At 45.9% G+C, this 16,227-nt stretch carries 13 protein-coding genes; 7 read left to right on the top strand and 6 right to left on the bottom strand.

What is annotated here, in order from left to right; translation table 11 throughout:
* Positions 1-44: 44 nt before the first annotated feature.
* The 3 genes from DP091_RS09095 to DP091_RS09085 all read left to right on the top strand — a co-directional run bounded on the left by DP091_RS09095 (position 45) and on the right by DP091_RS09085 (position 2,627).
* Positions 45-752 (top strand): response regulator transcription factor, encoded by a 708-nt coding sequence (locus DP091_RS09095; protein ID WP_113058030.1) that lies wholly within the window; start codon positions 45-47, stop codon positions 750-752.
* Between the two features lie 3 nt (positions 753-755).
* Positions 756-2,186, top strand: a complete 1,431-nt coding sequence (locus DP091_RS09090) for a sensor histidine kinase (protein ID WP_113058029.1) — start codon at positions 756-758, stop codon at positions 2,184-2,186.
* 90 nt (positions 2,187-2,276) lie between these two features.
* Complete coding sequence (locus tag DP091_RS09085) at positions 2,277-2,627, top strand: DUF2512 family protein (protein ID WP_113058028.1); 351 nt, start codon at positions 2,277-2,279, stop codon at positions 2,625-2,627.
* A gap of 180 nt (positions 2,628-2,807) precedes the next feature.
* Here DP091_RS09085 and DP091_RS31115 read toward each other — a convergent pair whose 3' ends face one another.
* Together DP091_RS31115 and DP091_RS09080 are read right to left on the bottom strand one after the other, a co-directional pair.
* A complete protein-coding gene (locus DP091_RS31115) occupies positions 2,808-2,990 on the bottom strand; it encodes a hypothetical protein (RefSeq protein ID WP_146746992.1) in 183 nt (60 codons plus the stop codon).
* Between the two features lie 199 nt (positions 2,991-3,189).
* Positions 3,190-4,236 carry a CotH kinase family protein gene (locus DP091_RS09080; protein WP_113058027.1) on the bottom strand — a complete coding sequence of 349 codons (1,047 nt, stop codon included), beginning with the start codon at positions 4,234-4,236 and terminating at the stop codon, positions 3,190-3,192.
* 208 nt (positions 4,237-4,444) lie between these two features.
* On the opposite strand from DP091_RS09080, the gene DP091_RS09075 reads away from it, so the two are divergent.
* Both DP091_RS09075 and DP091_RS09070 read left to right on the top strand, forming a co-directional pair.
* Complete coding sequence (locus tag DP091_RS09075) at positions 4,445-5,245, top strand: hypothetical protein (RefSeq protein ID WP_113058026.1); 801 nt, start codon at positions 4,445-4,447, stop codon at positions 5,243-5,245.
* 437 nt (positions 5,246-5,682) lie between these two features.
* Positions 5,683-6,348, top strand: a complete 666-nt coding sequence (locus DP091_RS09070; protein WP_113058025.1) for a DUF2642 domain-containing protein — start codon at positions 5,683-5,685, stop codon at positions 6,346-6,348.
* 149 nt (positions 6,349-6,497) lie between these two features.
* Here DP091_RS09070 and DP091_RS09065 read toward each other — a convergent pair whose 3' ends face one another.
* The 4 genes from DP091_RS09065 to DP091_RS09055 all read right to left on the bottom strand — a co-directional run bounded on the left by DP091_RS09065 (position 6,498) and on the right by DP091_RS09055 (position 11,709).
* The gene (locus DP091_RS09065) at positions 6,498-7,772 is read right to left on the bottom strand and encodes a Rossmann-fold NAD(P)-binding domain-containing protein (RefSeq protein WP_113058024.1); all 1,275 of its coding nucleotides are present in this window, start codon (positions 7,770-7,772) and stop codon (positions 6,498-6,500) included.
* 233 nt (positions 7,773-8,005) lie between these two features.
* Entirely contained in the window at positions 8,006-9,349 is a 1,344-nt protein-coding gene (locus DP091_RS09060; protein WP_113058023.1) for an arsenic transporter, read from the bottom strand.
* Between the two features lie 41 nt (positions 9,350-9,390).
* Entirely contained in the window at positions 9,391-9,546 is a 156-nt protein-coding gene (locus DP091_RS31300; RefSeq protein ID WP_181469763.1) for a hypothetical protein, read from the bottom strand.
* Positions 9,547-9,921: 375 nt separating this feature from the next.
* A complete protein-coding gene (locus DP091_RS09055; protein ID WP_113058022.1) occupies positions 9,922-11,709 on the bottom strand; it encodes a hypothetical protein in 1,788 nt (595 codons plus the stop codon).
* Between the two features lie 369 nt (positions 11,710-12,078).
* Here DP091_RS09055 and DP091_RS09050 point away from each other — a divergent pair, with 369 nt between their 5' ends.
* Entirely contained in the window at positions 12,079-12,492 is a 414-nt protein-coding gene (locus DP091_RS09050; protein ID WP_113058021.1) for a YugN-like family protein, read from the top strand.
* A 272-nt stretch (positions 12,493-12,764) separates the two neighbouring features.
* The gene (locus DP091_RS09045; RefSeq protein ID WP_113058020.1) at positions 12,765-16,217 is read left to right on the top strand and encodes a glycoside hydrolase family 2 TIM barrel-domain containing protein; all 3,453 of its coding nucleotides are present in this window, start codon (positions 12,765-12,767) and stop codon (positions 16,215-16,217) included.
* The last annotated feature ends 10 nt before the right edge of the window (positions 16,218-16,227 follow it).

The raw sequence follows: 16,227 nt of genomic DNA, 5'->3' as shown, positions 1-16,227 counted from the left end.
CTGGCTGGTGGGAAAAATGTTGGTTATAGCAGGGGGTGAACGTATTGGCGTTTGATCAAAAGGTACTTGTCGTTGATGATGAGACGGATATTGTCAGGCTTCTTCAAACCGTGCTGATCAAAGAAGGCATCGATCATGTGTATACTGCAGGAACAGCGGAAGCAGCATGGGTTGAATTCCAGAAATGGCAGCCTGATCTTGTTATTCTGGATATCATGCTCCCGGACGGAGAAGGATACGAAGTATGCAAGAAAATTCGCAGCGTCTCCAATGTTCCGATATTCTTCTTATCGGCCAAGACAGAAGAAATCGATAAAATTCTGGGATTCGCCATCGGCGGCGACGATTACATTACCAAGCCATTTAGTCCCAAGGAAGTGGCTTACCGGATCAAAGCCCGGTTTCGGAGACCGGATATGACCGAGCATGAGGACAAACCGAATCGCGTGATGAAGAAAGGCCCCTTTGAATTAGATGAAGAGAAGGTAGAGCTGAAGAAGAACGGCAAAGTCATACCACTAAAACCGAAAGAGCTGGGATTGCTCACGCTGCTGCTTAAGCATCCGGGCCAGATCATCAGCAAGGAAAGTTTATATGATCAGGTCTGGGGTGAGGAATTCTTCGGTTTTGATAATACCGTGATGGTTCACATCCGGAGGCTGCGGGAGAAAATAGAAGAAGACCCTTCCAATCCCCGGTATCTCCTTACGGTAAAAGGTCTTGGGTATAAGCTTGTCGTAGAGGATGAATAAGGGATGAAGTGGAAGCTGACAGGCAGGTATTTGGTCTCCGTGGTTCTTATCGTTGTCATCGTTATTATTATGAACATCGTGGTGGTTATCGGCCTATTCATTCTGCAATCGGTGAATGAGAATCTTCCACTGTTAAATAGGCAAACCTCAGCAGAATCGATATCCCGATCCTTTCAGGAACATATCATAATAACGGAATCGGGTGCTTCGATAAGCGAGAAGGGCAAGGAGATTCTGAAGAAGAAACAAGCGTGGATTCAAATTCTGGATGAGGATGGCGGGGAAATCTACCGCTATCTTGCTCCGGAGAAGGCCAAAACGAAGTACGCCCCCATCGATATCGTGCAAATTTATAAGTATGTCGAGAAGGAAGTGCTGTCCACCGTTTTCGTTGGCGAAAAGAAGGGGTTCGAGCATCGTTACAGTTACTTGGTTGGATTTACGACTCCGTACCTGGAGCGGCAAGTGTTAACCTTCGATTCCCGGAACTTTGCTCAAATGTTTAAGGTCTTTAGCGTATCCATCATCATTATTGACGGATTTATCGCCTTATGCATCGCTTATATCTTCAGCAAGCGGCTGACCAAACCCATGTTTATCTTCATCGACAGCATTAAGCGTTTAGCTGGTCGTGATTATAACGTCTATCATCAACCCAAGGGGATTTATAAGGACGTGTTCGCCAATATCAATCTTTTGTCCCAAGAGCTGAAATCCAGCGAGAAGGAACGAAAGAAATTGGATGCGATGAAGGAAGAGTGGATCGGAAATATTTCGCATGATATCAAAACGCCTCTGGCTTCGATTCAAGGCTATGCGGAGATGATAAAGGACACGGAATATCAATTCTCCATGGATGAAATACGGGATTACGCCGGGATTATCGAAGGAAAGTCCAAATATTTGCGAGACGTGATCGAGGACTTGAATCTGTCGACCCGCTTGAGGAATAAAGAGCTGACGTTGAATAAGAAAAATGTAAACATCGTAAGCCTGGTACGCAATGTCGTCATCGATACCCTCAATGACCCCAGGTATGCCAACCGGGACATTGATTTTAGCAGCAGTCATGAGGTTATTAAAATCGAGGTTGACGATATTCTGATACGCCGGGCAATCAGCAATCTGATCTATAATGCCATAGTTCATAACCACGAGGATATTTCGATCAAGGTCCACGCTGAGAAGAATGAAGAGTCTACCCTGATTCGCGTAGAGGACAATGGAAAGGGCATTAAGCAGGAGGAACTCGGAAGAATCTTCGATCGCTATTACCGTGGGACCAATACGGGAGAACTCCATAAGGGATCAGGTCTTGGCATGGCGATTACGCATGACATTGTGATCGCGCATGGAGGGAGTATTCAGGTTCATAGCACGGTTGGCCAAGGCACGGTTCTTGAAATCATACTGGAACCGAACAGCGCCAAATAGGAGTGATCGTTTTCCATGGATATTAGGGACCATGGGCAGGAGTAAAAATACGAAAAAGGGATACACTACCGCAAAAGGAGTGTGTCGCTTATGAAACTACTTGTTAAGTTGTTGGTACATGGAGTCTTGATTACGGCACTGCTGGCTGCGCTTACCGATGCTTCGTTCACTGGCGCGATCTTGACGGCATTAGGAATTGGCATCGTCGCTTATTTGGTGGGGGATTTATATATTCTGCCCCGAACCAGCAATATGATGGCAACGATTGCGGATGCCGGCTTAGTCTTCGTGATGCTGTGGATCATCGGTGGAGTTGCCAACTGGACTATCGAATTCTCGGAGATCCTGCTGATTGCGGTTCTTGCGGGAAGCTTTGAGTATCTGTATCATATGTGGCTCAGGGGCGAGCATTTGTTCGAAAAGAGACGGCGGGCCTCGTAAAACCAGAATGGAATATAGAAGCAAACACATAACGCACGTTCCGAAAAGAAGCCTGAAATCGGGCTTCTTTATTTTTATATATCGAAAATAGAAGGTTTCCACGTTACGCTGGTTGAGGCTGTAACTCCTGTAGAATATAATTACCGCACCAAAGCGGAGTATGAGCAGGCAAGTAATCCACTAGATTTTGAAGGCAAGCAGTCGATTGAGCTGCCGGGAAGAAGCTGGTTTCTCCGGGTCGGCGATCGAGTCTTTCACACCTATTCTGCATATGACGGATAGTGAAGCAGACTGAAGCGCGAGATGTGTTTGACCGAATGCCGGAATGCACGTAAACGGCTGGACCAGTCGGCCTTGTAGCATTGATGGTGAAGCCCATATTTCGAAAACAGCGATGCTGCCGAAGTGAATGATCGGCAGCATCGTTTGTTATGTGCTGTGGAAACATATTGATTTTTCAAGATATCGGCAGCGCTGTATGCGATGCTAGAAGGGTCGGGCTTCCATTCGGAGAAATTTGAAGGGGATAATATCATCATTAAGGCAGCTTGTTATTTGACGTTTAATCCAAACTGCCTAATTGATTCAAAATGTCCTGTCTTCTCTGGTCAATATATTTTCGTATCGTATCCGGCTCGGAGTCAAACACCTTGTCGCTCCACTTATGATTAGGGTCCTTATAGACATGGTCCGCAATCGCATTGTGCATTTTGTATACGATCGGCAATTGGCGCCTCACGGTGAATACCGAATCAAGAAACCCTGACAGGAGAGCTTTATACCTCTGCCTGTACGGACGGAAGGATAATATTTTCTCGGTCAGCTTATTATAACCATGAATTTTCACAAGGTCAGAATCTACTAATTTTCCATAGCAATTCCTTCCCCAAGTTCCCTCGTAGTCCCACGGGATCATGCGGTAAGTTCGAGTTTTTCCATGCTCAAACAATGTGTAGTTCTGATTAAAGCCATCGTAATTCCCGGTTAATACCGCGCCGCATAACCATCGCAAATAATTTTCGATGTCCAGGTGCTTACGGAGATACTGCTGTAATTCAGCACCCACTCTGAGATGAATCTGTTGTACGAAGTTGGACAGCTTCATACGATCGCGCTCGGAACCTTTGATCAGGTTATAACCCGAGAAGGAGGATTTACCGGATGAACGCTTATCCGTAAAATCGGCATTGTCGTTAACGGCATAAATAATGCTGCGCACGGGAAGTCCACGCTTACGAAAAAAGGGAGTCTTGACTGCCTCAATATTAAGGTAGACCCCCAGATTCTCATTATTCAGATTCAGCACGCAGTGGCGGGTCGACGGGCTTGGCACATGGATCGAATTGAAAAATTGAAAGGAGAGGGCGTTTCGAATCAAGGAAGGGTCATCATATTCGGCATTGAAATGGTAGGTATATTTTGAGGTTCTAATTTCATAGGATTTTTTCGGGTATTCACGTGTATGCCCTCCGCGATAGCGAATACGTATCGGTATTCTTTTTCCCCCGCTAACCAGTTGTGCAGGCACAAAATGATTGGACCAAATATTGCTTTTTAACTGTTCATAATCCTTGTCTTTGATAGTTACGCGATACACAGGCAAGGGCATGAAGCTACCTCCTTCAAACTGGTAGACTATGGTTGATTTTGTATGTTTGATTATATTAAACCAGTTCCTTTCTATTACGTGAAACATATTAATATATTACCGATAGACCTGATGGACAATTGAGGGGTATCAAATGTGGTCCAAATAACACCCGAAATCATACCATTCTTGATCTGTCGAAATATGAATCCATGAAAGGAGAATCAACATGGCTTATAACAGGTTTGGTTTCGGGAACTTGGTTGGTAGAAAAGTGAAGATCAACCGCGGTGGACCGGATTCAATTGAAGGTCTTCTGCTCGATGCTCAGTCGGACTACCTGATTGCAGTTGCTGATGGCGGTTTCGTTTATGTTAAAGACGATCATGTCAAGAGTATTACGGACACAGGTAAATCCGGTGGAGCTAGAGAAAGCATTGTAAATCCGATTACGGCATACAACTTCGTGGGAGTCATGCAAGCCCTGCGGTATCGCCTTGTTAAAATTAATCGAGGCGGACCAGAAAAACTGGAGGGTATCATCGTCGACGTGAACCAGAACTATCTGATCTTAACCGTAAAAGGTCAAGAGGTCGTTCACATCCCTGTTAGCCATATCAAATCGATCACGGTTGTTCGTGGTGGAGGGAATAATAAATCCGGCAGCAATCAAAATCAAAATAGCAACTCTCAAGGCAACCAATCCAACCAATCGCAAGGCAACCGCTCAGGCGGTAACCAATCGGGAGGCAACCAAGGAGGAAACCGCGCGGGCGGCAACCAATCGGGAGGCAACCAATCGGGAGGAAACCGCGCAGGTGGTAACCAATCGGGAGGAAACCGTACAGGCGGTAACCAAACGAGAGGTAACCAAACGAGAGGTAACCAGACTGGCGGAGACTGGATGAATTGGACAGGCGGCAACCAATCCAAAAACCGTTCCGGCAAGCGCAATCGCAGCGGCAACCGTTCCAATAACCGCTCCGGCAACCGAAATCGCAGCGGGAAACGGAGAAGTGGCGGCGAGTAACTTATCGGTCCAAAACAAACGGTGCAATTATATCCAAGTCCAGCCATCTTCTGCTCACTCATGTTATATATAAAGCAATAGAAATTTAAAAGTATGTTAGTCCTCCGCAGCGAAACACCTCACATTGAATCATTGCGTGTTCTCCTCTTTAATAAGGTGAGTTGCATGAATATTCCACCGATTCAGCCCCTTACCGATATCATTGTGCGAGCATTATTGATGTCTGCCTCTGAATGAGCATTGGCTGCCAAAGGCATCCAATGCTTCCTTCAGGGGAGTGTTTATCCAGTACGACGTTGTAAGCCTGCACGTTGTAGTTCGATATCAACAATATATGCAAACGTAGGCGTTAGGTGTTTTTTTTTGATGCTTAAGTGAAGTTATTTGATGTGCAAGCCATCATGACACAGCGAAGTTATTTTGCGAGGAGGGAAGAGATGGAACCATTACGCTCAATGATAGGCAAACGTGTTGAGTTGGAGCTTTCGGGCTGCAAGACGATGCTTCATGGAGAATTCATTGATATGGGAAGCGACGTTCTGGTGTTATATTCCAATTCAAAATATATATATACGCCAATCCACCATTTGCAGCATTTACGTTTATATGAAGAATGGGAAAACCCTGCGATGGATAACGGTCCTGATTCTAAGATCGATCTCACCAATATTTCATATCGCAAAATGCTGATGAATTCCAGGGGCATTTTTACTGAAATTTACTTGGGAGGCTCACACTCATTGCATGGTTATGTGACGGGCATTATGAACGATTTCTTTGTGTATCACTCACCGATGCATCAGGCGGTTTATATTCCGGTTAACCACGTTAAATATCTTATACCGTATCCGCCGAACATGACCCCTTACAGTCTCAGTCAAGAACATTTTCCAGTACAGCCTTCCGGTGTTGCGCTGTCCCGCACCTTGGACCAACAATTAAAAAAGCTTGAGGGGCAGCTCGTCATATTCGATCTCGGCGAACATCCCCACAAAAAAGGATTGCTGAAATCCGTCAATGATAAAATCATTCAATTGGTTCTCGCAGGCGGAGACGACATTTACCTGCATATGGATCACGTTAAATCCATCCATCTGCCGTAAAGCTGAAAATCTAAACTTTTAGAAAGTTGCAGACTTCCCACTGACAGTTTATCTGGCGGTGGGGTTGTTATTTGCCTAGCCTCTGAGAAACATCATATTGTATCGTCGGGTACTAATATAATGAAGTCGCTATTTAATCAACGGAGCTTTCATTCAGAGGGGGGGGCGTATCTTCTCATGCGATCAAGCAGTTGTCCATCCGTGCACGGGTTCTCGCCGCTCACAAAATCCTTCATGTAGTAGGACAGATAGTCACCGTATCGACTTTCAGTCTGAAGGAGCAGCTCATCCACGAAATAAACTCCATTTGAGATTTCGTCTTTAAGGAGCGTGCATAATGCGCCATATAGGCCGCACGCAACCTGAAAATAGGTGGCGTTGGTATGATATTGAGGAAAAATGTCGTCGCTGCTTAGAACATTATACATATACCTTTCTTTGTCCGGATAAACAAGCAGGACCCCCACTAAATCTTCTCCTCCGACTTCGCCGTTCGCTGGATCAAGCACCTGGTGATCCCATTCCCATATTTCGTCGATATCCTCAAGTTGGGAACGGATTAAATGAATGGTATAGTCGCTCACGCGGTAGATAAAACCTGTCTCCATATCGAATGCTTTGCCGAGGGTCAATACTTCCTCATGTGGCATTAATGAGCCATAGAATTGTTTATTTCCCAATGTGACCTTGAATTCAAGCTCGTATACTGGAAGATGCATTGTGAACGGAAAGTGATGTTTCATAAACATCGGATAGTTGAGTATGGCTTCATCAAGAAAACATTCGGGTGACCAGGTCGAATAAATCGTACGATCTTTAACGAGTGAAGGGTCTTTATATAGTGAAGTATCATGTTCAACGATATAGCAGGCAATCGGTTTCTCGTCAGGTGTTTCGTTCATTAACTTGATGGCCATCCATTGTACAACACCAGGATTCATACCGGAGCCGATAATAGCTGCTGATTGTGCGGTTTGCTGCCGGCCTTCCTGAAAAATCCGGTAACGTTCCAAAAGTGAATATTCTGCAAGACTTTCATTCTCATCCACTTTCGGATTCTCGAGCGCGGTATTAATGTAGTGCACACCGGTGTCTTGGCAGCAGGTAAGCATATCGACCGTATCAGCCCAGGATACATCGATTACGTGCGTGGTGTTGGTATTTCGCAAATGCTGACGGAACAGTTCCAAATGATTCAAATCGAATTGGTGCAGTGTGGCATGCTTTAGCAGTTTCGGCATGAATGATCGATAATGAGCCGCATCTCTCTGATTCAGGTCTACTAAATGAATCTTGCTGTGCTTTATAAAGGAATGAATGGGGTCATGGATATCTCCAAGGCTTTTCTCTAATACCGAGAGGATTGCTTTAGCGACTCCGCCAGAACTACCAAGTATGCTGATAACGATTCGGGGTTGTTTCATATTCTATCAACTCCTTTCTAGTAACACATTATTCATAGGGTTGTGGAAAGGTCTGTACGAACACACACGGAATGCAGATATTCGTTCGAATCATGATATGTACATAGTCAGCGGAACTAATTGGACAGAAAAGAGAGAGCAATGAATGATGTGCGTATTCTTCATCTTTCATAAAGAACGATGAACGGCGCGCACATCATTTTCAATGCTCTCCTCGAGTTGTCGCATAAGCATCAGTATAGCCATTGAACCCAAAAGGCCAGAACCACCAGCGTAAATAAAAGGGTGGGAGGGATGGTCAAGATCGTGACCTTGATATAATCCTTCCATTTGATTTTGACATGGTGCTGTTTCAGAATATGAATCCATATTAAGGAAGCGAGGGTGCCCATCGGGAGAAGCAGCGCTCCAATATCACTGCCGATTACACTAGCCAGGTAAGCAATCTTGAGAGTTAGCGGATCAAGGTTCATATTGGTTAACGTGATGGTGCCTACCATCAGAGCGGGGTGATTGTTAAATAGGATCGATAATAAAGAAAGAAGGCCGCCCATCAACAAGCTGGCGTTTAATAGGTCTGTTGCAACGATAGGCTCAAAGAATTGGATTAACAGTTCCGTCAAACCGATGTTATGAAGTCCATAGATGAGCACATACATTGCAAACGCAAAAACGAGGATATGCCAGGGTGTTTTTTTTAATAAATCTGTTGGGGGGATTTTCAAAACAGCCCATCTCCAGGACAATAGAATGGTTGAGCCAAGGATAGCTACAATTTCGATAGGTATCCCGAAGTAGGAAGCGACAAACAATGCGACTCGAACAGTAAAAACAAACAGCAGAACATTACGCATAAACTTATTGCGCTTGTGATTATCTTCTGGAGAAATCATAGTACCGCTAAGAGGATGCTTTCCACTGCTCATATGTTTTTTCACATGAAGCTTACGCGGTATCTGACGTCTGAAGCAGAGGAATAGCAGGCTTGCGAGTAACAAAAGCCCGAGGGTTGCTGGAACAAACATCATAACGGTATGCATATAAAGATCCATGTCTACAATTTCTAGAGCAATTAAATTTACGATATTACTCACACCTATAGGTGCACTTGATGCAGTGGCTATGAGTGCACCTGAGAGTAGATAAGGGATTTTTTCATGATTTTTGAGTCCAAGTCGCCTGAGCAGAATAAGCAGGATCGGAGTCGTAATGAGAATACTTCCATCGTTGTTAAAGAACAGGGTCATTAGAAAGCATAATAAATTGACATACCAGAAAAGGCGAATTCCCGACCCTCGTGCCCTGGCTGCCAAGCCCTCGGCAGCCCAATTGAAAAAACCGAAGCTCTCAAGTATGATGGCCATGACAATGGTTGCTATGATCGTGATGGCAGCACTGCTAATGGTTGACCCGATCGTTAGGAGGTCCGGTAACGATACGCTCCCGCATAGTACAACGATTGCAGCACCAACGGAAGCGGGTATGGCTTCATTTAAGCCATTTGGACGCCATATGATTAGAACCATTGCGATAATAAAAGCTGCAATTGTCAGTGTGATCACTGCTGGACTGAGCATGGGGTGTCTCACTCCCTTCTATCATTGATGGTAAGAGTTAATTAGGAATCTTTCTTTTCGGGGATCACGACACTAATAAAAGCAACTTGCTCTCTTGTAGCCTCATCCTTAACAGACTCCATAGGGAGTTGTTTAGGAGGCGTTAGGAGAGTGTAAAGCCCCCAGCCTGCCAGTAAAATAACAATGAGTACGATCACAAATATCACTCCTCGCTTTGACTTATTCACTTTTCGTGATGATACCTACCATTCATAATTAGTAGATAGATATACTCTATTTATATGTATCGAGGACTGGCATTGCTCTAATGGATTTGCCTTGATCGCGCGATATTCCGCGATTGTTGACCTGCATGTGAACTAGATCGGTACTGTGACATTCTATATTTCATAAAATAGAGAGGGGGGACTAGATTTGGTTTATAGATGTGCTCATATCGAAAAGTGTAATAAAAGTGCCTTGCCCTGAATCACCTGGATTATGATTCAGGTTAATAGAAGCGAATCACGCCGCCTGGAGCGTCAATAAAATAACCCCATTGCTAGAAATAAGCAATGGGGCTGATTATTTTCTTAAGGCTTGGCATTATTCCAATAAGCATACGCATGTACAACGCTACCGGTAAAGGAAGGTGAATCCTTCAATAAATCAGGCAGCTTGGCAAGCTCTTTCTCCATGTAAGCTGCTCCTTCTTCATAGAAGGTAATATGATCGCCTTCATGGCTGGCTTTGATTTCTACGGAAATCTTGATCGGTTTGCCCAGCTCATCGGCAAAGGCAATCTCTTCCTTAGCGACGCCAACAATTCCGTTCGATCCTTCCGCTGTATCCCGGAAGGCCATGAGAGAAACATGGTCCATTCGGTTGATCATCCACTTGCTGAGTGACATATCTTGTCCGGGAACTTTGTATTTATCCAGCCACACGGCCATATCCATGCTGGCTTCCAGATTGGAATCTTTATTCAATTCCGTAACAAAGGCATCCAAATTCGCGGTCCATTCGGAAATAACCTGCTGCGAATTTTCCCTCCATGCAGGCAGCACATAAGGCTCAATGTCCAAATGAATGCCATGAAAACGTTCATTGCCTTCCACAGCACGATTGTAGTTCTTCACATAATTGACCAATTGCATCATTCTGGGCCGGTTCTCCTCAAGTGCCCATATCGGATGGCCACCCATGGCATGGACCTCGATTCCGGCTGCAGCCGCTTGTTTAACGAATGACGAGTACGAACTGTACGGTTGCTCCAGGTCCAGCCTTACATACAGCCAGTTCAAGTTTTTCTCTTTCGCAAAATCAAGAATTTCCTGACTGTTTTGAATTACTTCATGGGCTTCCCATATATATGTGCCTCTTACGATAGAGTCCCGTGTAACGGGATCCGCATCGGGCACGCGGCCTTCTCCCGGTTCAGGATCGTTGTCCGGTGCCGGTGCTGGGGAATCAGGCTCCTTATCGTCTGGCGGTACGCTCCCATCATTAGACATGCTTTGCCAGTTGCGAATATCGTGGATAGCGATTCCGGCAAAGGAAGCATAGGAACTGAGCGCACCGGACAGATGTTCTAATTTCGCGTTCATTCTCTCCTTACCATGTCCATAAAAGCTGGTGTGAGGCTCACCCGGCATTTCCTTCGTGTTAACCCCGATAAGAATCTGCTTGCCCAGCCTGTTGGCAAGCTCAAGCTCATCTCGCGTCAGATCCAGAATGCCATGTTCGGATTCTACTTCGTTCCGGTAGGCCATCACGGTAACATGGTCAAATGTACCGATCAGCCATTCATTCAGACCGGTTCCATTAGCCAAGGTATATTGATCAAACCAGAAGGGGATGTCAATTCCGAGCTCCAGGTCGCTCCCGGATACTTGATTCAGGAACACCATAAGATTTTGTTCCCAGGTGTTGATGATTATGTCCTGTTCATCCTCCCACTCGGCAAGTACATACGGCTCTATATCAAGATGAATGCCGTCAAATCGGGAGCCGATCGAAACCTTGCCATTATAGTTGATCACCCAATCGGCGAGTCCGAGCATATCCTCCCGATGCTCGGTGAGGGCCCATCTTGGATCTCCTCCTAAAGCATGCACAGCCATTTGATTCTCATGCGCACGCTGTATAAAAGCCTCGTAAACTTCGGACGGCATTTGACGATCAATCTGTAGGAAGATTAGATTAATTCCTTCTTCGCGGGAAAAATCAAGCAGCTCTTCGCCGCCATCCTGAATCAGATCCGTCTGCCAGATCCAAGTTGCTTTTGTTGTAGCATTTTTTCCATAAGCCGGGGTTTGAAGCCCCACCAGAAGCATGACAGCCAACAGGCCGGCAAGCATCGGGTAACCTTTTGCTTTCATGTTTTCCCTCCGTTTCTCTGCGAGAACTCCACGTATTCTCTATTTAGTAAACGGGGTTATTATAGCATTGATGCCTCAAAAAAAGATGAGACCTTGTTCTTACGGGACAGGTGGCAAGAGATACATCGAACAAACGATCGGTTTAAAAGGAACTACGCTACATTTGGAGAAATATAACTAAATCATATAAATTATATGAATTTGAACAAGCTTAAGGCTAACTACTCAGGAAGAAAGTTGTGTTTTTGGCTTCGATATGGCCTTGTGTCACTGTTTATAATGATGAACATCATGAGATCGAAAACCACATCTTGAATACGGTTTGGAAATCAAGTCCATCCTAAGAACAAAAACATAAGGTGGGAGCACATGATTAATTTGGAATCGAGATTGGAGAATATCGAAGACCGTTTTGTGAATATAGATACCTATTTATGTAAACATGAGTTTACGTTAGCCGGCAATTGGGATTATAAGCATGGTTATCTGGACAGGCGCTTGGATCAGGAGCGGATGGTGTGGCTTCGCATCCCTTTTCTGGTAACCAAAGGCAGCTTGGATGGCGAATGCGGCGGTTGCCATGCTACGATAAAACTCGGCCGTCCATTCGTATTTAGACATATATACAATACGGGAACCGACAAGCATGCAGCACCTCGTTTATTAGGAGCTCTCTTTGATCAATTCCAGGCTCCGATCGACCCGGACGCATCGGTGGACGAGATGTGGATTGAACAAGCACGAAAAGTCTTGGATGAAGTGGAGACAGGGTACTTGCACTGATACTCGGCGTTAACGAGGAGATCAAGTTAGCTTGACCCCTTTTTTATAGTTACACCATAACAAGCAAGGAGCTCTGACGTTTGCTGCAGTCAAGGGGCTCCTTTTTGTATGGGTGAACAGAGCAGGGGGGATTAAAGAATATCCTTTGAAAACTTTAGAACTTTCGTAAGAGCGGGCTCAAATGTTAAAACATCCTGCTATAGTTGGATAGACTGGCTTCAGTATGTGCCAACTTGGATCAATTAAATAAATGAAGAAGGTGATACCCACCCATGAACAAAAAAACATTATTTAATGATGGATGGACATTTGCAAAAAGCAGTCTTGACCCTACGGATTCGGCGAATCTTAAATTCCAACCCGTGGACATTCCCCATGATTGGCTTATTTATAACACGGAGAATTTGTATGAAAACAGCATGGGCTGGTACCGGAAGCAATGGTCGTGGAATGGCGAAGGAGCTCAGGTTCTGCTGTGTTTTGACGGGGTGTATATGGATTCTTCCGTCTATGTCAATGGTCTTTGCGTGGGTGAATGGAAGTATGGCTATTCCTCCTTTGAACACGAAATCACGGATTTCCTGGTAGAAGATGAGAATGACCTCATCGTGAAGGTAGTGTTTCAAAGTCCGAACAGCCGGTGGTATTCAGGCGCGGGCATCTATCGTAATGTGTGGTTAAAGATTAGGGAAGCGAACCATATCGCAACAGACGGCATTTATATATCAACAAAATGTCAGGAAAATGAATGGTTGGTCGAAGTCGACACAGAAATGAATATCGTAGATGATATGGTCATCAACCACACGCTCCTGAAGGGTGGTGAGAGGATCGCGGAGGCGTGCAATCGCGTCAACGCTAGCAGCACTGGCAAAATAACGAATACACAAACGCTAGCTGTTGAGCGTCCATGGCTCTGGAGCCCGGATGAACCTCATCTGTATCAGTTGGTTACCGAGATGCAGGTAGCTGGAATAGATCGTCGGACAGATCTGCACGATGAAATTGTAGAATCGGTATCGCATAACGTGGGATTCCGCCATATCCAGCTTGATCCGAATCAGGGATTCCTCCTGAATGGCAGCAAACTGAAATTGAACGGGGTATGCGAGCATCATGATCTCGGAGCTCTGGGTGCGGCGTTTAACAAAACGGCCTTAGCCAGAAGGTTTGCAATTCTGAAAGACATGGGAGTTAATGCGATCCGCACCGCTCATAATATGCCTGCTAAGGAATGGATGGATCTTGCGGATGAAATGGGGCTGCTGATCGTATCGGAAGCCTTTGATATGTGGGAACGACCGAAAACGCCTTATGACTATGCAAGGTTTTTCCCGGATTGGGTTCAGCGCGACGTGAAGAGCTGGGTCAAACGGGATCGGAACCATCCGTCCCTTATCATGTGGAGCATCGGGAATGAAATATATGATACCCATGCGGATGAGAGGGGTCAGGAATTAACAAGGATGCTAATGGCTGAGGTCCAGCGATACGATCCCAAGTATAATGCAAGCGTTACCATCGGATCGAATTATATGCCTTGGGAGAACGCTCAGCGATGTGCCGATATCGTAAAGGTGGCAGGTTATAACTATGCCGAGAAGTATTACGAGAAGCATCATCAGGAACATCCGGATTGGATCATCTATGGCAGCGAGACCGCATCGGTTGTACAGAGCCGAGGCATCTATCATTTCCCGTTTGAAAAGTCCATTCTGGCGGATGACGACGAGCAGTGTTCCTCCCTTGGAAACAGCTCGACAAGTTGGGGGGCGAAATCGGCGGAGGCCTGCATTCTGGCTGAGCGAGATATGCCTTTCTCGCTTGGACAGTTTATATGGACCGGATTCGATTATATTGGAGAACCTACGCCGTATCATACCAAAAACTCTTATTTCGGACAGATTGATACGGCAACCTTCAAGAAGGATTCTTATTATATCTATCAAGCAGCCTGGACGGATTACAAAACGAAGCCGATGGTGCATCTGCTGCCATACTGGGATTTCAACGACGGTCAAATGATCGATGTTCGCATCTGCTCCAATGCGCCAAGCGTCGAGCTGCAGCTTAATGGGGAAACCATCGGTAAGCATGATATTGACCATGCACACGGAAGACAGCTGGTGGGTTGGTGGAAGATTCCTTATGCAAAAGGCGAATTGAAAGCGATCGCTTATGACGAAGCTGGCCGCATCGTGGCTGTGGGTACAAGAACCTCTTTTGGCGACGCCAAGCGTATTGTTTTGTGCCCGGATAAAGAAGAATTAACAGCCGATGGAACAGACCTCATCTTCCTGGAAATTGCGATGGAAGATGAGGACGGCCATGCCGTCGAGAACGCGAATAACCGGGTGGAGGTCCACGTTACGGGTGCCGGGCGGTTGCTTGGACTCGATAACGGAGACAGCACGGATGACGATCCGTACAAAGGCAGGAGCCGAAGATTGTTCAGCGGCAAGCTGATGGCAATCATCGGGGCCACATCGGAGCCTGGCCCAATTCGAATCGAAGTGTCTTCCAATGGCTTGGAGAGCCGATGTCTACATCTGACATCCATCCCAGCGAAGGGTGGAATGATAAAGGGCATATCGGCAAGCATGAATAACGAAGAGGGGCCTTGCCTCACGGGGAACATGCCCGAGCTTCCGCTTCGCAAGATTGAATTGATCAGCAAAGGGGGGCGATCATTTCATCCGACCAATCGGCAAATGGTGGTGCGTTCCATGTTACATCCGCCGGAAACCTCTTATCAAGAGGTCGAATGGGCTGTCGTGAATGATGCCGGCATTCAATCCAATATCGCCAATGTGGAAGCCAATGGTCATGAAGCCCTCGTAACTGCTCTTGGCGACGGCGAGTTTCGTTTGAGATGTACGAGTCGGAACGGGACGGATAAAACCAAGCTCATCTCCCAGCTCGAATTTCGAGTTGACGGTTTGGGTGCGGCCTACAAAGACCCATACTCCTTCATTTCCGCAGGACTGTATGATTACAGTCAAGGGGATGTGGGAAACGGGAACGAAAGAGGTGTAGCTACGAGCAGAGACGGCGAGACGCAAGTCGGATTTCGGGACATCGATTTCGGTCCCTATGGCTCCGATACGATCACCATTCCGATATTTGCACTCTCAAGCGAAGCGTACTCGCTGCAAATCTGGGAAGGCATGCCGGGTGAGGAGGGCAGCTCCTTGCTGGCCGACTGCATATATCAGAAAGAGTCCAAGTGGAACGTATATCAGGAAGAAACCTACCGGTTATCCAAAAAGCTGCGCGGCATCACGTCAATATGCTTTGTCCTGCGCCAGAAGGTGCACATCAAAGGGTTTTATTTTCAAGCGGGGAATCGAGCCTTCGAGCAGAATTATGCCGCAGATGGTGATCGAATCTACGGAGATACTTTTACGATTAAGGATGACAAGGCGGTTGAAGGTATAGGAAATAATGTTTCCCTCGAGTTTGACCTAATGGATTTCTCAGAAGCAGGCACTTCAAAACTGATTGTGTACGGGCGCTCGGCCATAGACAAGAATACGATTCATATCCGGTTTGCCAATTCGGCTGGAGAAAGCAATCAGCTTGTTGAATTTACGCAGACTGATGGATACGAAGCGCAAGTGTTCGATCTGGAGCATGTGAACGGCAAACAGAAAGTGACGTTCATCTTCCTGCCGGGAAGCCAGTTTGATTTTGGCTGGTTCCGGTTTGTACGATCCGGTCCATAATGCAAGGGGT

This window comes from Paenibacillus sp. MDMC362, assembly GCF_003269305.1.
In the GTDB taxonomy this organism is placed as follows: Bacteria; Bacillota; Bacilli; order Paenibacillales; family Paenibacillaceae; genus Paenibacillus_AQ.
Note: the sequence above shows the minus strand (reverse complement) of the source record. Positions and strands in the feature narration are given on the sequence as shown.

What these genes read in the sequence shown, in the direction of transcription:
- DP091_RS09090 (WP_113058029.1), top strand. Translation starts at nt 756, where the DNA reads ATGAAGTGGAAGCTGACAGGCAGGTATTTGGTCTCCGTGGTTCTTATC.
- DP091_RS09085 (WP_113058028.1), top strand. Translation starts at nt 2,277, where the DNA reads ATGAAACTACTTGTTAAGTTGTTGGTACATGGAGTCTTGATTACGGCA.
- DP091_RS31115 (WP_146746992.1), bottom strand. Translation starts at nt 2,990, where the DNA reads ATGCTACAAGGCCGACTGGTCCAGCCGTTTACGTGCATTCCGGCATTC.
- DP091_RS09080 (WP_113058027.1), bottom strand. Translation starts at nt 4,236, where the DNA reads ATGCCCTTGCCTGTGTATCGCGTAACTATCAAAGACAAGGATTATGAA.
- DP091_RS09075 (WP_113058026.1), top strand. Translation starts at nt 4,445, where the DNA reads ATGGCTTATAACAGGTTTGGTTTCGGGAACTTGGTTGGTAGAAAAGTG.
- DP091_RS09070 (WP_113058025.1), top strand. Translation starts at nt 5,683, where the DNA reads ATGGAACCATTACGCTCAATGATAGGCAAACGTGTTGAGTTGGAGCTT.
- DP091_RS09065 (WP_113058024.1), bottom strand. Translation starts at nt 7,772, where the DNA reads ATGAAACAACCCCGAATCGTTATCAGCATACTTGGTAGTTCTGGCGGA.
- DP091_RS09060 (WP_113058023.1), bottom strand. Translation starts at nt 9,349, where the DNA reads ATGCTCAGTCCAGCAGTGATCACACTGACAATTGCAGCTTTTATTATC.
- DP091_RS09055 (WP_113058022.1), bottom strand. Translation starts at nt 11,709, where the DNA reads ATGAAAGCAAAAGGTTACCCGATGCTTGCCGGCCTGTTGGCTGTCATG.
- DP091_RS09050 (WP_113058021.1), top strand. Translation starts at nt 12,079, where the DNA reads ATGATTAATTTGGAATCGAGATTGGAGAATATCGAAGACCGTTTTGTG.
- DP091_RS09045 (WP_113058020.1), top strand. Translation starts at nt 12,765, where the DNA reads ATGAACAAAAAAACATTATTTAATGATGGATGGACATTTGCAAAAAGC.